The organism is Enterobacter cloacae complex sp. IR5401, from assembly GCF_049238425.1.
Classification (GTDB): Bacteria; Pseudomonadota; Gammaproteobacteria; order Enterobacterales; family Enterobacteriaceae; genus Enterobacter; species Enterobacter hormaechei_C.
In genome coordinates, this window is sequence record NZ_JBMKHN010000015.1 from 17573 (window position 1) to 39602 (window position 22030).

The window sequence follows — 22030 nt, forward strand, 5'->3', positions numbered from 1 at the left end:
GGGTAAGCGCATGCGCCACCCGGCAACGAAAAAGCCGCTGAGCGATCAGCGGCTTTTTTTATTAGAACGAATACCGCAACCCTAAACGGATCCGGTACTGCTCGCGGTTGTAATCATTCCATCGGTCCAGCCACTGTAGCTCAAGATACGGCAGCCAGTTTCTGTCGATCTTATAGCTGAATTTATTGGTAATTTCCCAGTGATGATCTTTGCCATTTTTGCTGTGGTAATCATTCACCCGCTGGAAAAAGTGCGGCTCAAAGGTGTAGAAAAACGCATCCGTCACTTTGAAATTCCAGTAGTTGGCAAATTCATGTGTGTCGTTCTTATCCATCTGCCCGTTATAGTCCGGCGTATCGTAATTGTTATGGTTATAGCGATAGCGGAACGTCAGATTAAACCAGTCCGTAAATTTGTAATTGGTATCTAAATAAACCGCGCCACCTGATCCTGCGCTGCTGTCATTAATTAAGCCGCCGGGCTGGAAGGTCAGTTTGTCGGTCGGTTTGAAGAGCGGATACCACCCCTCGATTTCGTTATAGCTGTGTTTCAGTTCGTCCCATTTCCCCACGTTATAAGCGTTGGTGAACATCAGCCCCGCGCCCATATCGAAGTTATAGCCCGCACGCAGGATCACTTCGTGCAGCTCTGAGGCGGTGTTGTAGGCTTCGCGCGTTTCGACGTAGGCCCCGGCAAATACCGGGCAGGACACAGACGACACGATCAGTACGGTGATGATTCTTTTCATAATTTGTCCATGTATCAGGTACAGAAAGGCCTCCCTCCTGATAAACAGGAAGGACATAGTGGCCGGATTTATTGTTATAAAGTGACTGCTGACGCTTTATTGTTGGTGGTTATCTCAGGGGTATTTGCTGTCTGTTTCTTCCGTTTTCCAATCTCCTCGATAATAAAGGCGAAGCGCGCTTCGTTGAGTTTATAAAATAGCCCCATGGTCACGGCGGCGACGATTGCCAGGCCGCACGGCCAGAGGAAAATAAGCTGACGCAACCCAAGCAGCGTGCCCGCGCTCTGCACGGCGTGAGGAACGTAGCCAATCTGGGTCAGCATGATGCCGGGCAGGAAACCGGCGAGCGCGGCGGAGATTTTGCGCGAGAAGGTATAGCCGGTATACACCGACCCTTCGGCGCGAATGCCGGTTTTCCACTCGCCGTAATCAACGGTATCCGGCACCAGCGCCCAGTTCAGGCTATTAACAAACGCCGTGCCGAAGAAGGCCATGCAGGAAAACAGCACGAACAGCAGGGAGCTGGTCCCCCAGAAAAAATTCAGCACGTCGCCCACCGCCCACAGCGTCAGCCCGCCCAGATAGACCGGCTTCTTGCCAAAGCGCTTCACCGCGCCGGGCACCAGAAACACGCCAATCAGAATGCAGCCCATGCTGAAAAAGCCCATCCACGACAGGAGATGCAGATCGTTCAGCACGTACTGGGTGTAATAGACCTGAATCGCCAGCTTGATGTTAAACGCGGCGAGGGTACAGAGGTTGGCGATGCACAGCACCAGCAGCGGCGGATTGCGGAAAATCGCGCAGAATGATTTCAGAATGCCGGGCTTATGGTGATCGGGCGTAAGCTCGACGTAGCGTTCTTTCACCCCGCTGTAGCACCACCACATGCAGAACAGCCCCCCGGTGACGAACACCAGCGCGGCCACCAGATAGCCGAGTGAGGGCTGGCTGATGAACAGCGCCTGAATCGGCATAAAGCCGACGGTGCAGAGCAACAGTCCTACCGTTGCGCCGCCTTGACGCCACGCCGCAAGCTGCGCGCGCTCGTTCGGGTTTTTGGTGATGGCCGGAACCATTGCACCGTAGGCGCAGTTCATCAGGCTGTAGCAGAGGCCAAACATCATGAAGAGCACGGTGGCGAGGGCCGTTTTCACCGTCAGGCTAAAGTCGTTGGCCATAAACTGCGCCGTCGCGACCAGCGCCACCGGAACGGAGGCGTAAAGTATGAATGGCCTGAACTTCCCCCTCGGGCCAATGTTACGCCGGGAATCCAGCAGCACCCCGGTCAGCATGTCGGTGAACGCGGTAAAGAACTTGGCGACCAGAAAAATGATGCCGCCGTAGAACGCGGGCATGCCCAGCTCGTCCGTGTAAAACTTAAGCAGATACAGCGTGCCAATACACAGCATCAGGTTCGAGCCAAAATCACCCATCCCGTAGGCGCACTTCTCTCGCAGGCTCAATTTCAGGGTTAACGGATCAGTATTATGTGTCATGGTCGATCCTCAAAGCGCCCCGCAGGGCGCTCAATCACGTCATTTATGCCGTACGTTTGCGCAGTTCGATCTCTTCCACTATGCGCACATACATCTTCTCGTTGAGGTTGTAGAAGCAGCCCATCGCCACGATGGTGATGACCGCCAGCAGGCTCGGGTAGATAAATATCAGCTGCCGCAGCCCTTCAACCGTCCCGGCGGACTGCACCACGTTCGGCACATAGCCGATCTGGGTGAGCATGATCCCCGGGAAGAAGCCCGCCAGCGCCTGCGAGACCTTCCTGAAGAAGGTAAAGCCGGTGTAGACCGTTCCCTCGGAGCGCACGCCGGTGCGCCACTCGCCGTATTCCACGATATCGGACACCAGCGCCCAGTTCAGGCTGTTCACGAACGCGGAACCGAAGAACGCCAGGCAGGAGAACGCCACAAAGCTCACCGAGCCGCCGCCGAAGAAGTAGTTAAGCAGATCGCCCGCCACCCAAATCATCAGCCCGCTGATGTAGACCTTTTTCTTGCCGAAGCGCCGCACCGCGCCGGGCATCATAAAGACGCCGATAAAAATACAGCCCATGCTGAAGAAGCCCATATACGACAGCAGGATCGGGTCGTTCAGCACGTACTGCGTGTAGTAGACCTGAATGGCGAGCTTAACGTTAAAGGCGCCCAGCGTGCACAGGTTAGCGATGCACAGGATAAACAGCGGACGGTTCCCGGCGATGGCGCGAAACGACTGCAACAGCCCCGGTTTCTGCGCCGGGTTAGCAGGCTGCGTCTCGACGTAACGCTCGGTAACGCCCTTATAGCACCACCACATAAAGAACAGCCCGAACAGCGAGAAGAGGGTGGCGGCAAAGATGTAGCCAAGCTGGTCGTTACCCTCAATCAGGTTCATCACCGGGACAAAGCCCACCGTACAGAGCAGCAGGCCGAGCGTGGCGCCGCCCTGACGCCAGGCCGCCAGCGAGGCGCGCTCGTCCGGGTTTTTGGTGATGGCGGGCACCATCGCGCCGTAAGAGCAGTTCATCATGCTGAAGAACAGGCCGTACAGCATGAACAGCACCGTCGCCATCACCGTTTTACCGGTGATTTCAAACGGTGTGCCGACGAAGTTGGCAATCGCCAGCAACGTTACCGGGAAGGCTGCATACAGCACGAACGGGCGGAATTTCCCTTTCGGGCCGATCTTGCGCCGGGAATCGAGCATGATCCCGGTGCCCATATCGGTGAAGGCGGTAAAAAACTTCGCAATCAGGAAGATAATCCCGCCGTAGGTGCCCGGCAGCCCCAGCACGTCGGTGTAGAACTTCAGCAGATACAGCGTGCCGATATCAAGCAGGATGTTAGAGCCGAGATCGCCCATCCCGTAGGCGAGTTTTTCTTTAAACGGCAGGCGCAGGGTTGCCGGATCAGAAGTATGTTGACTCATTATTGTTCTCCGTCTGCCCGCAGGTTTCCCCGCGGGCGAGCCTTATCAGATATGACGTAAGGTGCTAAACAGATCGGCCCATTCGCTTTGCTGGCGATAGAAGACCGGCGGTTTGCCGAGCGGGGCATCAACGGTGATGTCACCGCCCTGGCAGGTTTCTCCGGTCCACGCATTGACCCAGGTGTCCTGCGGCAGATAGAGCGACCAGTCGCGGCGTCCCTTTTCATGAACCGGCGCCACCAGCAGATCGCGGCCAAACAGATACTGGTATTTCAGCGTGTAGGCGCGCGCGTCGTCCTCGTAGTGCAGGAAAAGCGGACGCATCACCGGCAGGCCGCTTTTCGCGTTCTGCGCAACCGCAGCTTTGATATACGGCTTCAGGGTGGTGAAGACGGTGGTCATGCGCGCGAAGTGGGCGATGGTTTCCGCGTCGCCGTCGAACTGCCAGTTATCGCCAGGGCGGTTGCCCTCGTGGGTACGCATCATCGGCGTAAAGGCGCTGAAATCACACCAGCGCAGCAGCAGCTCTTTGCTGCGCTTCATCTCGAAGAGCGTCGTATAGCCGCCAATGTCGCTGTGGTGCAGGCCGTGCCCGGTCATCGCCAGCGACAGCGCCGCAGGGATGACGGACGCCAGACCGTCGTCCAGGCTCCAGTCGACGTTCTGATCCCCCGCCCACATCATCACCGAGTGCTTCTGGCTACCGGTGTAGCCTGCGCGCATGAAGAACAGGATCTCCCCGAGCTTGCCGGTCTCCTCCAGCGCTTCGTAGTTACATTTCGCCCACAGGGCAGGCCAGGCGTTATGCATGATCTCCGCGCTCACGCCGTTGTGCAGGAAGGTATCGGTCGGCAGGTACTCCCCGAAATCGGCCATCCAGCCGCCGCAGCCCAGTTCGATCAGGTTCTTTTTAATGACCTCTTTGTACCAGTCGTAGGCTGCCGGGTTGGTCAGGTCGATAACGCCCGCGTAGAACTCGCCGAACTCGACGTGGTAGTCCTTGCCGTCGGCGTTTTTGGTCAGATAGCCGCGTTTCGCGGCCTCTTCGCAGAGATCTTTATCGCTGGCGACGTACGGGTTGATATAGGAGAGGAACTGCACGCCTTCTTCTTTCCACTGCGCAATCCGCGTATCAAGCTGCGGATAGAGCGCGCTGTTCCACTTCCAGTTCCACATTACGCGTTTGCCGAAGGAGGTCATGCGGATGCCGGACCAGTCCTGCGCCCAGATGCCGTTCACCTTTACGCCGCCGTTACGCATGGTGTCGAGCTTCTGCTGGCACACCTCGGTGCCGCCCTGGATGCCCAGCGTCACGCCGTCGTACACCCAGTCCGGCAGCTCCGGCTGGCGTCCCAGCAGGCCGGTCAGTTTTTCCAGCAGATCGACGTACGTTTCCGCACATTCGAAGCGCAGCGTGGCGTTATCTTCCCAGAACGCCAGCTCGTGGAAGTCAGGGGCGCTGAAGTCAAAGCTCATGTAGCAGCTGTTATCCACGTGGCAGTAGTACTTCTGGGTGCTCACGAAGGTGGGCTGCGGGAAGAAGGTCCAGTAGTAGTCACCGCCTGCGTTCTCTTTGCAGTCGGCCTGCCAGGTGACATAGGTCTGCTTGTTGCGGCCCACGCCCTGCTCGCTGGTCCACAGCGGGAACGGCTTGCCGCGCAGATCGAAGTACGAGAACTGCTCGCCGCAGCCGTAAATATGATCTTCTGGCTGCGCCGCCAGCCGCAGCCAGATGCGGTTATGGCCGGGAGCATCATTTTTCAGTTTCAGCTCCAGACGGCCTTCCGCATCCACGCCCACCAGCAGCGTGGCGCTTACCGCATCGCCGCGGGTAAAGCGGATTGCCCAGCCCGCGCTTTGCTGCGTAACGGTCACGTTCGTCAGGGCAATCTTTTCGTTGAGCTTGTCTTTGATGCTGAAGTTGCCGCGAAACATCTCGATATCCGCCTCACCTGCGCCAATCCACAGGCAAGGGGCATCCGCGGTGTGGGATAAAATCAGACGGTCCTGCCAGCGCAGGGTGAAGCCACTTTCGTTATTTTTCAGGTCAATATTGTGTAGGGTACGCATAAAAACTCCGTCTTAATTATTTGGCCTGGCTATCCAGTAATCCGGCGGCGACGGCAGGCGCTAAGCCCGGCGCCAGCGGCAGGCGGGGGATCACCAGGCAGTGCAGCAGATGGTAAATATCCTGCTTGCCGTCCCAGACTTTGGTGGTCACTTCGTTATTGGTGTCCAGCTCCTGCCACCAGGATCCGTTTTCGTAATCCATCAGATACTTGATGCAGTAATCCCACCATTTCTGATACCAGGCTTCGTACTGCGCCTCGCCGGTCACGGTATAGAGGGCATAGGCCGTGCCCATCGCCTCGACGATTGGCCAGCGCACGCGTTCGCGCACGATTGGCTTGCCGTCCCAGCCCACGGAGTAGACAAAGCCGTCCGCCCCGTCGGGTGCCCAGGCGTCGCGGATGGTGGCGTGGAACAGTCCTTTCGCATCTTCCAGCAGCCACTCCGGCGGGGTTTCAAAGCGCGCTTCCAGGGCGGCGCGCAGGTGCAGCATCAGGCGGCCCCACTCAATCCAGTGCCCAGGCGTGCCGCCATAGGCGCGGAAGCGGTGGGCGGGGTTATCGATGTTATAGTCGCGGATCGGGTTCCAGTTGGTGTCAAAATGCTCGTTAACGCGGTACTCCCCTTTGCGCGCCACGTCGTGAATAATCACCGAGGCGATGCGCAGGGCGCGGTCGAGCCATTTGCGGTCGTGGGTCACGTCATAAACGATGAGGAAAGCTTCCACGGCGTGCATGTTGGCGTTACCGCCGCGATAGTCTTCCGTTTTGCTGAAGGCTTCGTCCCAGGACTCCAGGCACATCTGCTCCTGTTCGCTCCAGAAGTAGCGCTCAATCACCTCGATGGCGTCGTCCAGCAACTTGCGTGCCTGCGGATGGCCGGTGGTGACGGCGCTCGCCGCGCCCAGCAGAACGAAGAAATGCTGATAGCCCTGCTTGGACGCATCAATCACGCCTTCATCGTTTACGCAGGCGTACCAGCCGCCGTGCTGCTTGTCGCGCAGCGGACCGTTCAGGGCATTAATGCTGTGCTCAACCAGGGCGTACGCGCCGGGGCGCCCCATGTTCGCCGCCACCGCGTACACATGCAGCATGCGGGCGGTGATCCACAGATGTGTGCCCATATCGCTACGCACCTGCCCGTTATTGCCCAGCCAGCCAAAGCCGGTCGGTACGGCGGCGTTTTTACCGAAATCGAGAATGCGGTCGGTCTCTTGTTCGAGCCAGCGGTTATGGCTCAGGGTGTTAAACCATTTCATGTTCGGATCCTTTCTTAACGGCGAGCCATCATTTCGTCGACGATCTCACCCAGACGCTGAAGTTTTGGTACGGAAATATCACGCAGCATCAGCTCGGTGTCCGGCAGGCCAATCACAGAGGACCAGACGGCGCGACCGGCTAAAAAGCCCGATGCCCCCGCCTGCATCGCCACGCTCACCGCGCGCGGGAATAACTTATCGTCAACGCCGGACGAGAGGATCACCCACGGCATGGCGATGTTCTCGTTAAGCTTTTGCGAGGCCGCCAGCAGCTCTTGCTGCGTGCCCTTGCCAAACAGTGGCATCTCCACTTTGTAGAGGTCGGCACCGCTGTCGCCCAGCTCTTTGGCCGCGTCGATAATCGCCTGTTCGCGGTTAAACGCGGCACCGCGACGCGGTGGACGCACCACCGGCTCGATAATGCTCAGCAGACCGTTATCGTGGCACAGCGTATTGAACGCTTTCACCATCTCCAGGCGCTGCTGCGGATCTTCATCGCTGCGCCACAGCACCAGCAGCTTCAGTGCTTTGCCGCCATCGCGTTTGACCGCCTGCGCGTCGACGTTCTTGTCGATCGCCACGCTGTCGACCGGAATACCGTTCCCCGGAATAAACTCGTCGGCGGCCACAATCATCGCGCAGCTTTTGGCCACGGCCTGCTGCTCGACAATCTGGCGATAGCAGAACTGCTGGTCGACGAGAATGGCAGAGGCGTACGGCGACAGAATTTTTGCCGCGTTGACTTTAAAATCGGTCAGGTGCTGGTCGGTTACCGGTACCGGCGCGCCTGCCGCCGCAAACATCAGGCGCATCGCTTCGCGCTGATCCACGGCCAGCATCGCAAAACCGCCGGAAGGTCGGGTGATATCTTTCAGGGTGTACATCGTCATTCCTCAGTCCTTTCGTATCAGTGTGTTTTTTTCAGCCCGGCAGATGCGCGAACCTGTTCAAGAATGGCCGTCCAGTCCTCGCGCCCGCGCCCGGCGGCGCGAGCCTGGTTGTAAACTTCGCGGGAGGCCGCGCCCAGCGGCATCGGAACGTGGAGCTGGTTGGCCACGTCGAGGGCGATCCCCAGGTCTTTATGCGCAAGGTCGATCATGAAGGCGGGAGAAAGATCCCCTTTCAGCACCTTGTTCGGCCAGGATGTCGTGAAGTGGCCTTTACCCGCAGGCGTACCGCTCATGACCTTGAGCGCCACGTCAAAGGAGAGGCCAAGCGCTTCGCACAGCACGGCGGCCTCGGCGGAAAGGGCGTTCAGGGCAATGCTCATGTAGTTATTGATAAGCTTCACGCGGATGCCCATGCCTGGCCCGCCGGCGTTAATCAGCTCATTGCCCATCGCCATTAAGACCGGGGTGGCGCGCTCAACCTGCTGGGCCGTGCCGCCTGCCAGCAGGAGCAGCGTGCCGGCGATGGCATGGTCAGAGGTGCGTCCGACGGGCACGTCCATCAGGCTGAAGCCTTGCTCAGCCATGTCGCGTATCAGCGCGTCGGTTTGCAGCGGGTGAATGGTGGACATATCAATGACCAGCGCGTCGCGGGATAATCCTTCGCACACGCCGTGCTCGCCGAACAGGACGCTGCGTACCAGGTCGCCGTTTGGCAGCATGGTAATTACGAATTCCGCGTCCGTTGCTGCCTGTGCTGGCGTAGCCGCCGCCCGAGCGCCGCTCTCTACCAGCGCCTGAACCGCCTGCGGGTTCACATCAAAAACGTTAAGCTGGTGGCCCTGTTTCAACAGATTCTTCGCCATGGGCGCGCCCATCTGTCCTAAGCCGATAAATGCGATTGCTGACATGCCTCTCTCCTGTCACATCGTGTCAATTTTTGCGCGTTTGTAGTGTCTGTTTTTGATCGTATTTGTAATTTATAGTCAAAAAATTGACACGGGTCACTTTTTAAACATTTGGTGAAATTAAAATGAAGGCATCAGAAATCGCAGAAGGAATCACCATGACTCGCATCGTTTGTGTCGGCATTACCGTGCTGGATCGCATCTGGTATCTCGATGATTTACCGAAAGAAGGTGGGAAATATGTCGCAAAAGACTATACGGAAGTGGGCGGTGGCCCGGCGGCAACGGCGGCAGTGGCAGCCGCGAAACTGGGCGCGGAAGTGGATTTTATTGGCCGGGTGGGGGACGACGATACCGGCAGACGACTGCTTGCGGAGCTGGAATCCCTGGGGGTGAACACCCGCTATACGCGCATAGTTAAGGGAGCCCGATCGTCGCAATCGGCGGTGCTGGTGGACGCAGGTGGGGAAAGAGTGATTGCCAACTACCCCAGCCCCGATCTCCCTGCGGCGGCAGACTGGCTGCATGAAATCGACTTCTCGCAGTGGGACATTGTCTTAGCCGACGTGCGCTGGCATGACGGGGCAAAACAGGCATTTACCCTGGCCCGCCAGCAGGGCGTACCGACGTTGCTTGATGCGGATGTCACCCCGCAGGACATCGCGGATCTGATTGCCTTAAGCGACCACGCGGCCTTCTCCGCGCCGGGATTGCGGCGTTTAACGCAGCGGGATGAAACCGAAAACGCGCTGAAGAAAGCACAAACGCTCACAAATGGACATGTGTATGTTACGCAGGGGCGAGACGGCTGCTTCTGGCTGGAAAACGGTGCACTGTGTCATCAGCCCGGCTTTGAGGTGAACGTGGTGGATACCACGGGGGCGGGCGACGTGTTCCACGGTGCGCTGGCGGTCAGTCTGGGGCAACAATCGTCCACTTCAGACGCCGTGCGTTTTGCCAGCGCCGTCGCAGCACTGAAATGTACAAAGCCCGGCGGGCGCGCGGGTATACCTGACTGTGATCAAACCCGCTCTTTTTTGTCACTTTTTGTATAAAATGCGGGGCGTGATGGTTTTCAGAGGACAGCCCATGAGCCTTACCGAACTGACCGGCAACCCGCGTCACGATCAGCTGCTGACGCTGATTGCCGATCGCGGCTATATGAACATTGATGAACTGGCGCAGCTGCTGGATGTCTCCACGCAAACCGTGCGCCGGGATATCCGTAAGCTCAGCGAGCAGGGGCTGATCACGCGTCATCATGGCGGGGCGGGCAGGGCATCCAGCGTGGTGAACACGGCGTTCGAGCAGCGTGAAGTCTCGCTTACCGAAGAGAAGCGGGCGATTGCCGAGGCCATTGCGGACTATATTCCCGATGGTTCGACCATTTTTATCACTATCGGGACGACCGTGGAGCACGTTGCCCGGGCGCTGCTCAACCATAATCATCTGCGCATCATCACTAACAGCCTGCGGGTGGCGCACATTCTTTATAAGAACCCGCGCTTTGAGGTGATGGTGCCCGGCGGTACACTGCGCCCGCATAACGGCGGCATTATCGGTCCTGCGGCAACGGCGTTCGTGTCAGGATTTCGCGCAGATTACCTGGTCACCAGCGTCGGGGCGATAGAGCACGACGGCGCGATGATGGAATTTGACGTTAACGAAGCCAGCGTGGTGAAAACCATGATTGCCCACTCCCGCCACATTTTACTGGCGGCCGATCATACGAAATACCACGCCTCCGCGGCGGTTGAAATCGGCAACGTGGCGCAGGCGACGGCGCTGTTCACCGATGAGCTGCCCGGCCCGGCGCTGCAAAATCACCTCAAATCCAGCAAGGTTGAGGTTGTCGAAGTCAATTCCGGAGAAGAGCAGCAGGCTGGCTGATCATCCTATGGCCCGATATTGCGATTCGGGCCTTTCCTTTCTCTAAGCTGAATCTGGCGCATAGCTAAAGTTTCTCTTTCCCGCTACAGTTACTTCTCCACGGCGAAAGGAGATAAACATGCTTTATATCTTTGACTTAGGAAATGTAATCGTCGATATCGATTTTAACCGGGTGTTGGGCGCATGGAGCGATTTTAGCCGTGTTCCGCTGGCGACGTTAAAGCAGAATTTCGCGATGGGTGAGACTTTCCATCTGCACGAGCGAGGTGAGCTCAGCGACGAAGCGTTCGCAGAGCGTTTCTGCCAGGAAATGGGTCTTTCGTTAAGCTACGAGCAGTTTTCCCACGGCTGGCAGGCCATATTTGTCGCGATCCGCCCGGAAGTGATCGACATCATGCACAAGCTGCGCGAGCAGGGGCATCGTGTTGTCGTGCTGTCTAATACTAACCGCCTGCATACCACCTTCTGGCCGGATGAATACCCGGAAATTCACGCGGCGGCAGATAAAGTGTATCTCTCCCAGGAGATGGGGATGCGTAAACCTGAGGCGCGCATCTATCAGGCAGTATTGCAGGAAGAAGGATTCACGGCAGCGGATGCGGTCTTTTTTGACGACAACGCCGATAATATAGAAGGGGCTAATCAGTTAGGTATCACCTCCATTCTGGTGACCGGAAAAGAGACGATACCGAACTACTTTGCGAAGCAGTTATGCTAAAAACCGTTCATCAAAAAGCCAATCACCACACGCGCCCGCTGAGGGCGTGGCTGAAACTCCTCTGGCATCGCATTGATGAGGACAACATGACCACGCTGGCGGGCAATCTCGCTTACGTGTCGTTGCTCTCGCTGGTGCCGCTGGTGGCGGTGATTTTTGCGCTTTTTTCGGCATTTCCAATGTTTGCCGATGTGAGCATGCAGCTTCGCCATTTTGTTTTCGCAAACTTTATTCCTGCCACCGGCGATGTGATCCAGAACTACATTGAGCAGTTTGTCGCAAACTCCAGCAAGATGACGGCGGTGGGGGCGTGTGGGCTTATTGTTACCGCGCTGCTGCTGATGTACTCCATCGACAGTGCGCTCAACACCATCTGGCGGAGCAAAAAAGTCCGCCCGAAGGTTTACTCCTTTGCCGTCTACTGGATGATTTTAACCCTTGGCCCATTGCTGGCGGGGGCAAGCCTGGCGATCAGCTCCTACCTTCTTTCGCTGCGCTGGGCGACCGACTTAAACAGCGTGATCGATAACGTGCTGCGTATCTTACCGCTGATTTTATCGTGGCTTTCGTTCTGGCTGCTCTACAGCGTGGTACCAACCACGCGCGTACCCAACCGGGATGCCGTGGTGGGTGCGCTGGTCGCGGCGTTGCTCTTTGAGCTGGGCAAGAAAGGATTCGCGCTTTATATCACCATGTTCCCCTCTTATCAGCTGATTTACGGTGTGCTGGCGGTGATCCCCATTTTGTTTGTCTGGGTCTACTGGACGTGGTGTATCGTCTTGCTTGGCGCCGAAATAACTGTCACTCTCGGAGTCTACCGCGAACTCAAAAAAGCAGCAGAAGCTGAAAAACAACAAGAAGCAGACCAACCATGATTGCATTGATTCAGCGCGTAACCCGTGCCAGCGTCACCGTGGCGGATGAGGTGACGGGTGAAATTGGCCCAGGACTTTTGGTGCTCCTGGGTGTTGAAAAAGATGACGACGAACAAAAAGCTAACCGCTTATGTGAGCGCGTGCTGGGCTACCGCATTTTCAGCGATGCGGAAGGCAAGATGAACCTGAACGTTCAGCAGGCGGGCGGCAGCGTGCTGGTGGTTTCCCAGTTTACGTTGGCTGCGGATACCGAACGCGGCATGCGGCCGAGTTTTTCGAAGGGCGCGGCACCGGATCGCGCAGAAGCTCTATACGAGTACTTTATTGAGCGCTGTCGCCAACAGGACATGAATACACAAACCGGACGATTCGCTGCGGATATGCAGGTTTCGCTGGTGAACGATGGCCCCGTCACATTCTGGCTCCAGGTATGAGCCAACTGGCGGTATGGCCGCGGGTAACAAGAGAGAGTACAGCTATGTATCACCTTCGAGTACCGCAAACGGAAGAAGAATTAGACGCTTATTACCATTTCCGCTGGGAAATGCTGCGCAAACCACTGCATCAACCGAAAGGCTCTGAACGCGACGCCTGGGACGCGATGGCGCACCACCAGATGGTGGTTGATGAAGAGGGCAACCTCGTTGCCGTGGGACGTCTGTACATCAATGCCGACAACGAAGCTTCAATCCGCTTTATGGCCGTTCATCCCTCCGTGCAGGACAAAGGCCTTGGAACGCTGATGGCAATGACGCTGGAATCCGTTGCCCGTCAGGAAGGGGTCAAGCGCGTCACCTGTAGCGCCCGCGAAGATGCCGTTGAGTTCTTTGCCAAGCTTGGTTTCGTGAATCAGGGGGAAATCACCGCCCCGCAAACTACGCCGATTCGTCACTTTTTGATGATCAAACCCATCGCCACGCTGGACGATATTCTCCATCGCGCCGACTGGTGCGGGCAGCTCCAGCAGGCGTGGTATCAGCACATACCGCTCAGTGAAAAAATGGGCGTGCGTATTCAGCAGTATACCGGACAAAAATTTATCACCACCATGCCGGAAACCGGCAACCAGAACCCGCACCATACCCTGTTTGCCGGCAGCCTGTTTTCACTCGCCACGCTCACCGGATGGGGACTGATCTGGCTGATGCTGCGCGAACGTCATCTCGGCGGCACCATTATTCTGGCCGATGCCCATATCCGCTACAGCGCGCCGATCAGCGGCAAGCCGAGCGCGGTAGCTGACCTGGGCGCACTGGGCGGCGATCTCGACCGCCTGGCGCGTGGACGTAAAGCACGCGTGCAGATGCAGGTTGAGCTGTTTGGCGATGAAACGCCAGGCGCGGTGTTTGAAGGCACCTATATCGTTCTTCCTGCGAAGCCGTATGGCGCGTATGAAGAGGGTGGGAACGAGGAGGAGTAGTCTCCTTCTCACTCTCGCCCGGCATGGTTAATGCGCCAGGCAATATCTCGCATAATGTCTCGCGCTGACTGGCTAATTCCACCCAACTGGAAGAAGCCGTGAATTACACCCCGCCATTGTTGAGCGGTACACTTCACGCCTTGCGCCGTGAGGCGCTGATAAAGCGCCTCGCCTTCGTCGCGTAACGGATCATACTCAGCGGTAACAATATGGACCTTCGGCAGACCGCTAAAGTCGTTGCGCCACAGTGGACTGACTTCAGGATGCTGACGGTCGGCTCCAGCCAGATACATTTCATAGCCGCTCAAAAGGGTATCGCGAGTAATCACGTAATCCATGCCATTGAGGGTATAGCTTTCAAGACTGGCCGTAGCGTCGAGCATGGGATAGATAAGAATGAGCTGCGCGGGATCCCAGAGCCCTTTTGCCTTAAGCCGCAATGACGTTACCAGCGCCAAATGCCCTCCTGCGCTGTCTCCACAGAGGGTGAGTCGGTTCTTATCCACGCCTAATTCGTCTGCATACTGCCAGACCAGATTCGCACCTCTTTCAGCATCGTCATGTGCGGCGGGGAAGGTATGCTCCGGCGCCAGTCTGTACTGAATCGCAATCACCCGGCAATTGCCGTAGTAGGCTAACTGACGGAGCTGGTTGTCATGGGTATCAAAGCCGCCGCTGATAAAACATCCGCCGTGGTAGTAGATGGCAGCAGGCAATATTTCAGGCGCATTGAGAGGTGAAAATACCCGAATGGTAAGACCCTCAAGAACAAGCGTCTCCAGCTGAACGCGCGTTTCGGTCTTCCCGGCAAGCTCCGTGCTGGCAATATAGCCTGCTCGTCGTACCTCAATTGTCTGGCGACGCGATGAGGGGCGACCTGCAGCGATAAATCCTTGAACCAGCCGTTCAATACCCTTTTCCAGTGCCATGAAAACACCTTTTAACTGTATGAATGTACAGCTTTATAGCCTGGTTTGATTCAAAAGAAAACAAGAATATTATTGAGGGGAAAAGTCTTGAAAGCTGCTCGCAAAGGCGAGAGCTTTTTTATTATCTGCTTTCGTCACAGACATAAAGTGCGGATGTTGCCTGAGATTTGCCGTGGAAGCGATGCTAAAGCGATAACGCGTCTTTAGACGGATCCTGGACTACGGGCTGAAGAGCATCTGGCATATAAGACGGCAGGTATTGCTGTCGAGGTGTAGGCCGGGCAAACTCGCGCCGCCCGGCATTCTCACAGGAGATTACTCCCCTTCCCCCGGGAACAGGAACGGGTTGATCGAGCTGCGGGCAAAGCCCTCCTGCTCCATCTTCGCGTCCAGAATCAGCGAGGCGAGATCGTCGGCCACCGCTTCGACTTTCGGGTCCTTTTCCTGATAGAGAATCTTCAGGTAGGTGCCGCAGTCGCCGCAGCTTTCGGCTTTCACTGCCGCGTCTTCATTCTCCAGCGACCAGTAGTTCAGATCGCGGGTCTGCTCGCAGTTGCTGCACTTAATGCGCACCACGTGCCACTCGGTTTCACACAGGTTGCAGTGCAGGTAGCGCAGCCCCTGTGTCGTACCAATCTGTACCATGCTGGAGACCGGCATTGAACCACACACCGGACAGAACTGGCGCGCTTCGCCGTATTCGGCGCGGGCTTTGCCTGGGATCAGGCTCGCCATTTGCGCCCAGTAGAGCGACAGCGCAGCCCAGATGAACGGCGCTTTATCGCTGCTCACCAGCGAGAAGTCGGAGGCAAACAGCGCGCTCGCCATCTCTTCCAGCTCTTGCTCTGAGGCTTTTTCCAGGTTCTCAATGACCGCCAGCGCCGTGCCGCTCATCTCGGGCTTCAGCTCGGCAATCAGCGAATGCAGCAGCTTATGCCAGTGCTTGTCGCGCGGCAGAACGTGAATGTCCAGCGGCGGCTTGCCCTGTTCGTTGGCTTCTTTGATGCGTGCGGTCAGGTCCATTTGCAGCGGATGGTCGTACAGCACCACTTCCTGCGCATGGGCGACCAGCGCGGCAAAACGCAGAAAATCGCCCAGCGGGTTGTTCTCTGCCAGCTCGCGCAGACGCTCTGCGCGGCGGTTGTAGAGGTTCTTGAGTCTGGGGAATAACAACGGCGGAATATACTCCGCCGTACGTTTCTCGCTCGACCCCAGCTCATCTTGCGGGATTATGCGAATACTCATTCAGATGACTTTTCCTGTTTCTGGCGGACTTCACGGTACCAGCGCGGGTGATGTTTCTTCGCCCACGTTTTGGTGACCCAGCCTTCCACCATCGCGGTAATGGTGCCTTTCACCCAAAGGGCGGCGTAAATATGCACCATGATAACCACAATTAACGCTACTGCGGCAAATGAATGCAGCATCAGCGCAAATCGGATCACCGGGATTGAGAAAGCAGGCGCAAAGTACGGACGCCAGATGATCACGCCGCTCACCAGCAACAGGACCAGGAAGATAATCGCCGCCCAGAATACGCATTTCTGGCCGAAGTTATAACGCCCGGTATCACCTACTTCCTCGTTGACGACGATCTTACGAATATTCTTCGCCCAAAAGATATCATCCCGATTGATTAGGTTATGGTGCCAGTAACGGAAAAACATGATGATGAACGACGCGAACATGATGACGCCCACAAACGGGTGCAGTATACGCGCCAGCTGTGGTGTCCCCATGATCTGCATCAGCCAGTTGAAGGACGGGAAGAAGAACCCCAGCCCGCTTATCGCCGCCAGCATGAAGCAGAAGGCGGTGACCCAGTGGTTGATGCGTTCCGGCGCGGTGTAGCGCACGATGGTGTCACGTTTTCTCATTTGCGCACCTCGTCTTTCTCTTCATGCAGGTTATCGTCTTCCTCTTCCGCGCGGTTCGGACCAACACCGACGTAGTGGAAGATGCTCGCTGCGAAGGTGGCAGCAAAACCGACCGCTGCCAGCGGTTTCCAGATGCCTTTCCAGAACTTCACGGTGGCGCTGATTTCCGGGTTCTCCGGCAGGCCGTGATACAGGTTCGGCTTGTCGGCGTGGTGCAGCACGTACATGACGTGCGTACCGCCAACCCCGGCCGGATCGTACAGGCCCGCGTTATCGTAACCACGGGTTTTCAGCTCGCCCACGCGCTCTGCCGCCAGCGTTTTCATATCCTCTTTGGAGCCAAAGTGGATAGCGCCGGTTGGACAGGTCTTCACGCACGCTGGCTCCTGGCCGACATTTACGCGGTCAACGCACAGCGTACATTTGTAGACGCGGTTGTCTTCCGGGTTCATGCGCGGCACGTCGAACGGACAGCCCGCGATGCAGTAGCCGCAGCCAATGCACTGCTCGGACTGGAAGTCGACGATGCCGTTGGCATACTGAATGATAGCCCCTTCTGACGGACACGCCTTCAGGCAGCCCGGATCCGCACAGTGCATACAGCCGTCTTTGCGAATAAGCCATTCCAGCTTGTCGTTCTGCTCCACTTCCGAGAAACGCATTACCGTCCAGGACTTGGCGGTCAGGTCTGCCGGGTTGTCGTACACCCCGACGTTGTGACCCACTTCGTCACGGATGTCGTTCCACTCAGAGCAGGCCACCTGACAGGCTTTACAGCCGATACAGGTGGTCACGTCGATAAGCTTCGCCACTTCCTGCTGGTGGTCCCGCGCCTGAGGCGCGGGCGTGAAACCGTTAGTCGCGGAACGACGGATAATGTCTTGAGATTGATAAGCCATAAGTCGTCTCCGTTACACCTTTTCCACGTTCACGAGGAAGGCCTTAAACTCCGGCGTCTGCGTGTTCGCATCACCGACGAACGGCGTCAGGGTGTTCGCAATGAACCCTTTCTTCGCCACGCCCTCATAACCCCAGTGAATCGGGATGCCGATGGTATCCACCTGCTGACCGTGAACGTTCAGCGTGCGAATACGCTTGGTCACCACCGCCTTGGCTTTGATGTAGCCGCGGTTAGAGGAGACCTTCACGGTATCGCCATGGGCAATGCCGAGTTTGTTCGCCAGCTTCTCGCCGATCTCCACAAACTGTTCCGGCTGCGCGATGGCATTCAGCAGCGCGTGCTTGGTCCAGTAGTGGAAGTGCTCGGTCAGACGGTAAGTGGTGCCGACATACGGGAACTTGTCCTTTTTACCCAGCGCTTCAAAATCGCTCTTGAAGATACGGGCTGCCGGGTTAGAGACCACGTTCGGGTGCAGCGGGTTAGTACCCAGCGGCGTCTCAAACGGCTCGTAGTGTTCCGGGAATGGCCCTTCCGCCATCTTATCGATAGCAAACAGACGGCCCATCCCTTCAGGCTGCATGATAAACGGCCCGACATCGCTGCCTGGTGCGGCAGTGCTGTAGTCCGGAATATCCACGCCGCCCCATTTCGCGCCGTCCCACTTCAGAAGCTGACGCTTCGGATCCCACGGGTTGCCCTGCGGATCAGCGGAGGCACGGTTATAGAGGATGCGGCGGTTAAGCGGCCACGCCCATGCCCAGCCCAGCGTATTACCGAGGCCCGACGGGTCGGCGTTATCGCGGTTGGCCATCTGGTTGCCTTTCGGCGTCCAGCTCCCGGCAAAGATCCAGCAGCCGCTTGACGTCGTACCGTCATCGCGCAGGTGCGCGAAGGTGCTGAGCTGATCGCCTTTCTTCGCCAGCACCGCACCGGTCGCCGGGTCGATAACGTCCGCCAGCGCTTTACCGTTGCTCTCCATGGCCACTTCTTCCGGCGCTGGGTTTTCCGGCGTCGAGTAGTTCCAGGTCATGTTCAGTACCGGCTCAGGCGTTGCGCCGCCCTCAGAGGCGTACATCTTACGCAGGCGTAAGAAGATGCCGGCCAGGATCTCGCCGTCATTCAGGGCGATGCCCGGGGCGTCTGCGCCTTTCCAGTGCCACTGCAACCAGCGGCCGGAGTTGACGATAGACCCGTTCTCTTCCGCGAAGCAGGTGGACGGCAGACGGAACACTTCGGTCTGAATCTTCGACGGATCGACGTCGTTCGACTCACCGTGGTTCTGCCAGAACGTCGACGTTTCGGTATTGAGCGGGTCAATCGTCACCAGGAACTTCAGCTTCGACAGAGACTCGACAACCTTGTTCTTGTTCGGGAACGACGCCACCGGGTTAAAGCCCTGGCAGATATAGCCGTTGACCTGGCCCTGGTGCATCATTTCGAAGTACTGAAGTACGTCGTAACCTTTGTCCCACTTCGGCAGCCAGTCAAAGCCCCAGCTGTTTTCCGCCGTCGCCTTGTCGCCGTAGAAGGCTTTCATCAGCGAGACGAAGAACTTCGGATAGTTGCCCCAGTAGTTCACCTGGCCTTCGAGCAGCGGTTTTGGCGTGCTGGCCGTCAGGTAGGTTTGCAGGTCAGTCTGTTTCTCGCTCGGCAGGTTCATGTAACCCGTCAGGCTCTGAGACAGCAGGCCGAGGTCGGTCAGACCCTGAATGTTGGAGTGACCGCGCAGGGCGTTCACGCCGCCGCCTGCCATCCCCATGTTGCCGAGGAGCAGCTGAACCATCGCCATGGTGCGGATGTTCTGCGCGCCGATGGAGTGCTGCGTCCAGCCGAGCGCATACAGGAACGACGCGGTTTTATCTTTCGCGCTGGTTTCCGCAATCAACTCGCACACCTTCAGGAAATCCGCTTTCGGCGTCCCACAGATGTTTTCGACAACCTCCGGCGTGTAGCGGGAAACGTGCTCTTTCAGCAGGTTCCACACGCAGCGGGGGTGTTGCAGGGTGGTGTCGCGCTTCGCAAAGCCGTTTTCGTCCAGCTCGTAGTTCCAGCTGGTTTTGTCGTACTTGCGTTTTTCGGCGTCGTAACCGCTGAACAGGCCATCTTCGAAGTGGTAATCCTCACGCACGATCAGGCTGGCGTTGGTATAGGCTTCGGTGTACTCGCGGTTATATTTTTCGTTGGTCATCAGGTACAGCAATACGCCTGACAGGAAAGTGATGTCAGTACCTGAACGAATAGGGGTGTAGAAATCCGCCACTGACGCTGTACGCGTAAAGCGGGGATCGATCACAATCAGCTTCGCGCCGTTGTGGATTTTGGCTTCCATCGCCCAGCGGAACCCGACAGGGTGCGCTTCAGCGGCGTTACCGCCCATCACCACAATAAGGTTGGCGTTCTTGATGTCGACCCAGTGGTTGGTCATCGCACCGCGACCAAATGTTGGAGCAAGACTTGCTACCGTTGGTCCGTGTCAGACACGCGCCTGGTTGTCGACCGCGAGCATACCGAGTGCGCGCGTAAATTTCTGGGTTAAATAGCCGGTTTCGTTACTGGACGCTGAAGCACACAGCATGCCGGTGGAGAGCCAACGGTTAACGGTGGTGCCTTCGGCATTCTTCGCGATAAAGTTGGCATCGCGGTCTTCTTTCATCAGCTTAGCGATGCGATCGAACGCTTCTTCCCAGCTGATTTGCTGCCATTTGTCAGAGCCGGGAGCGCGATACTCAGGAAACTTCAGGCGGCTTTCGGAGTGGATAAAATCTACCAGACCGGCCCCTTTCGGACAGAGTGCACCACGGTTTACCGGGTGATCCGGATCGCCTTCGATGTGGAAAATAGATGCTTTGGCGTTTTTCGCACCGTCGCCGAGGCTATACATTAACAGCCCACAGCCGACGGAGCAGTACGTACAGGTGTTACGGGTTTCGCGGGTGCGCAGCAGTTTATACTGCCGTGTTTCCGCCAGCGCTACACCGGGCGCAAAGCCCAGTGCCGCCGCCGTGGTGCCTGCCATACCGCCAGCGCAGATCTTAAAGAACTGCCTTCTGCTGACCTGCATGGGTCACTCCTTGGTTCATTACGACATTGCTATGTAGTTTTACTTTGCGGTTGAGAATTAACCGCAAAGGAGAAAAATTTGCGTTAATCCCTCATTTCTCCGAGGGATAAGCCCAGAATACCACAATGTCGGTACGCCTGTTCCAACGGGGTTAAAACAAAGTGAACGTATTATCACGGCATTGATTATAAAATGTGATATCAATCACATTTTAACCTGTGCATGTTAAAGAGGTGTAGCAGGTGATCGGTTGCACCCCTCCGTATTGAGTAGGAGAATGGTTGCTGAAAAGTTGATCCATACTATGCGTAAGGCCTGCCGTTTGTGTTGCAATAGCAGGCTCACTTCCGTGGTTGTTCAGGAATACCGTTGTGTCTAAACAAAACCGTGTTGCCCACGCGTCGCCACTGCCTGCGGGTATTGTGGAACTGTCGGTACACAGACCGCCTCACATTTCACATGCCACGCCGGATTTTCTGGCGGAAGAGGTCCCCGTTGCCCTGGTTTACAACGGTATTTCGCATGTGGTGATGATGGCCTCGCCGAAAGATCTGGAGCTGTTCGCCATAGGTTTTTCCCTCTCGGAAGGCATCATTGCGCATCCGCAGGAGATCTACGGCATGGATGTGGTTCATGCCTGTAATGGTCTTGAAGTGCAAATCGAACTCTCCAGCCGCCGCTTTATGGGGCTGAAAGAGCGCCGCCGGGCGCTGGCCGGACGTACCGGCTGCGGCGTGTGCGGCGTTGAACAGCTTAACGATATCGGCAAACCCATTATCCCGCTGCCGTTCACCCAGACGTTCAATCTGGCGCACCTTGATCGGGCGCTTGAGCACCTGAACGACGTGCAACCCATCGGTCAGCTCAGCGGCTGTACCCACGCGGCGGCATGGATATTGCCGTCAGGCAACATTGCCGGCGGTCATGAAGATGTGGGCCGCCACGTCGCGCTGGATAAGCTGTTAGGTCGCCGCGCTCGGGAAAGCAACGTCTGGCAGCAGGGCGCGGCGTTAGTCTCCAGCCGCGCCAGCTATGAGATGGTGCAAAAGTCCGCCATGTGCGGCGTGGAAATTCTGTTTGCGGTGTCAGCGGCAACCACGCTGGCGGTGGAAGTGGCGGAGCGCTGCAACCTGACGCTGGTGGGGTTCTGCAAGCCGGGTAGAGCAACTATTTACACCCATCCGCAGCGATTGATAGTTGATCAGTAATTTTGAATGAGTATAGCAAATCCTTCCGCTTTTAGTTGTTCATGATGAGGTCTAATATTTATCTCATCAAGGCACGGCGCCTTATCTAAACAACTTAACGAAAGGGTTTATCTCATGAAAAGCATCAAAACTTTTGTCGCAGTAATCGCTCTGGCTACCTCTTTTGGTTCTTTCGCTGCGCAGACAGTGACCGCATCCGCCTCTACCCTGGATGGTGCAGAAGCTAAAATCGCTGCACAGGCTCAGGAAGCGGGCGCGTCATCGTACAAAATTACCCAGGCATTCACCGGTAACCGCGTACACATGACCGCTGAACTGAACAAATAATTCCGCTATACCGTCGAAAGAGCGCCCC

Annotated in this window: 20 protein-coding genes; 8 read left to right on the top strand and 12 right to left on the bottom strand. The window is 57.0% G+C overall.

Annotated features, from left to right (window positions below):
- Positions 1-61 precede the first annotated feature (61 nt).
- The 7 genes from ompL to yihU all read right to left on the bottom strand — a co-directional run bounded on the left by ompL (position 62) and on the right by yihU (position 8799).
- Positions 62-748 (bottom strand): porin OmpL, encoded by a 687-nt coding sequence (gene ompL / locus ACOTX1_RS19000; RefSeq protein ID WP_003861929.1) that lies wholly within the window; start codon positions 746-748, stop codon positions 62-64.
- 74 nt (positions 749-822) lie between these two features.
- Complete coding sequence (locus ACOTX1_RS19005) at positions 823-2247, bottom strand: MFS transporter (RefSeq protein ID WP_023315060.1); 1425 nt, start codon at positions 2245-2247, stop codon at positions 823-825.
- Between the two features lie 43 nt (positions 2248-2290).
- Positions 2291-3673, bottom strand: coding sequence for an MFS transporter (locus ACOTX1_RS19010; RefSeq protein WP_023315059.1), 1383 nt, complete (start codon positions 3671-3673; stop codon positions 2291-2293).
- A gap of 45 nt (positions 3674-3718) precedes the next feature.
- A complete protein-coding gene (locus ACOTX1_RS19015; protein WP_023315058.1) occupies positions 3719-5743 on the bottom strand; it encodes an alpha-glucosidase in 2025 nt (674 codons plus the stop codon).
- A 16-nt stretch (positions 5744-5759) separates the two neighbouring features.
- Positions 5760-7001 (bottom strand): sulfoquinovose isomerase, encoded by a 1242-nt coding sequence (gene yihS, locus ACOTX1_RS19020; protein WP_059288139.1) that lies wholly within the window; start codon positions 6999-7001, stop codon positions 5760-5762.
- A gap of 14 nt (positions 7002-7015) precedes the next feature.
- Positions 7016-7891 carry a sulfofructosephosphate aldolase gene (gene yihT / locus ACOTX1_RS19025; RefSeq protein ID WP_003861939.1) on the bottom strand — a complete coding sequence of 292 codons (876 nt, stop codon included), beginning with the start codon at positions 7889-7891 and terminating at the stop codon, positions 7016-7018.
- A 17-nt stretch (positions 7892-7908) separates the two neighbouring features.
- Positions 7909-8799 (bottom strand): sulfolactaldehyde 3-reductase, encoded by an 891-nt coding sequence (gene yihU / locus ACOTX1_RS19030; RefSeq protein WP_003861941.1) that lies wholly within the window; start codon positions 8797-8799, stop codon positions 7909-7911.
- A gap of 155 nt (positions 8800-8954) precedes the next feature.
- Between yihU and ACOTX1_RS19035 the strand changes: the two genes are divergently transcribed.
- The 6 genes from ACOTX1_RS19035 to fabY all read left to right on the top strand — a co-directional run bounded on the left by ACOTX1_RS19035 (position 8955) and on the right by fabY (position 13699).
- The gene (locus tag ACOTX1_RS19035) at positions 8955-9851 is read left to right on the top strand and encodes a sugar kinase (RefSeq protein ID WP_003861942.1); all 897 of its coding nucleotides are present in this window, start codon (positions 8955-8957) and stop codon (positions 9849-9851) included.
- A 34-nt stretch (positions 9852-9885) separates the two neighbouring features.
- Positions 9886-10686 carry a DeoR/GlpR family DNA-binding transcription regulator gene (locus ACOTX1_RS19040; RefSeq protein ID WP_003861944.1) on the top strand — a complete coding sequence of 267 codons (801 nt, stop codon included), beginning with the start codon at positions 9886-9888 and terminating at the stop codon, positions 10684-10686.
- Between the two features lie 118 nt (positions 10687-10804).
- Positions 10805-11404: a glucose-1-phosphatase gene (gene yihX, locus ACOTX1_RS19045; RefSeq protein ID WP_023315056.1), complete on the top strand. Its 600-nt coding sequence runs from the start codon at positions 10805-10807 to the stop codon at positions 11402-11404.
- Complete coding sequence (locus ACOTX1_RS19050; protein WP_023315055.1) at positions 11398-12279, top strand: virulence factor BrkB family protein; 882 nt, start codon at positions 11398-11400, stop codon at positions 12277-12279. The genes yihX and ACOTX1_RS19050 overlap by 7 nt, the downstream gene beginning before the upstream one ends.
- Positions 12276-12713 carry a D-aminoacyl-tRNA deacylase gene (gene dtd / locus ACOTX1_RS19055; protein ID WP_023315054.1) on the top strand — a complete coding sequence of 146 codons (438 nt, stop codon included), beginning with the start codon at positions 12276-12278 and terminating at the stop codon, positions 12711-12713. The genes ACOTX1_RS19050 and dtd overlap by 4 nt, the downstream gene beginning before the upstream one ends.
- 44 nt (positions 12714-12757) lie before the next feature.
- On the top strand, positions 12758-13699 hold the full coding sequence (gene fabY, locus ACOTX1_RS19060) for a fatty acid biosynthesis protein FabY (RefSeq protein WP_015569910.1): 942 nt from the start codon (positions 12758-12760) through the stop codon (positions 13697-13699).
- Positions 13700-13707: 8 nt separating this feature from the next.
- Here the strand turns inward: fabY and ACOTX1_RS19065 are convergent, their stop codons facing one another.
- From ACOTX1_RS19065 to fdnG, 5 genes are all read right to left on the bottom strand, one after another.
- A complete protein-coding gene (locus ACOTX1_RS19065) occupies positions 13708-14628 on the bottom strand; it encodes an alpha/beta hydrolase (RefSeq protein WP_003861954.1) in 921 nt (306 codons plus the stop codon).
- 315 nt (positions 14629-14943) lie between these two features.
- Complete coding sequence (fdhE, locus tag ACOTX1_RS19070) at positions 14944-15873, bottom strand: formate dehydrogenase accessory protein FdhE (protein ID WP_023315053.1); 930 nt, start codon at positions 15871-15873, stop codon at positions 14944-14946.
- Entirely contained in the window at positions 15870-16505 is a 636-nt protein-coding gene (fdoI, locus tag ACOTX1_RS19075) for a formate dehydrogenase cytochrome b556 subunit (protein ID WP_003861958.1), read from the bottom strand. Before fdoI ends, fdhE begins: the two co-directional genes overlap by 4 nt.
- Positions 16502-17404: a formate dehydrogenase subunit beta gene (gene fdxH / locus ACOTX1_RS19080; RefSeq protein ID WP_003861960.1), complete on the bottom strand. Its 903-nt coding sequence runs from the start codon at positions 17402-17404 to the stop codon at positions 16502-16504. The genes fdoI and fdxH overlap by 4 nt, the downstream gene beginning before the upstream one ends.
- Positions 17405-17416: 12 nt before the next feature.
- On the bottom strand, positions 17417-20467 hold the full coding sequence (gene fdnG, locus ACOTX1_RS19085) for a formate dehydrogenase-N subunit alpha (RefSeq protein ID WP_086527948.1): 3051 nt from the start codon (positions 20465-20467) through the stop codon (positions 17417-17419).
- Positions 20468-20838: 371 nt separating this feature from the next.
- Between fdnG and fdhD the strand changes: the two genes are divergently transcribed.
- Complete coding sequence (fdhD, locus tag ACOTX1_RS19090) at positions 20839-21675, top strand: formate dehydrogenase accessory sulfurtransferase FdhD (RefSeq protein ID WP_003861964.1); 837 nt, start codon at positions 20839-20841, stop codon at positions 21673-21675.
- Between the two features lie 114 nt (positions 21676-21789).
- Positions 21790-22002 (top strand): DUF1471 domain-containing protein, encoded by a 213-nt coding sequence (locus ACOTX1_RS19095; RefSeq protein ID WP_003861966.1) that lies wholly within the window; start codon positions 21790-21792, stop codon positions 22000-22002.
- Positions 22003-22030: the final 28 nt, after the last annotated feature.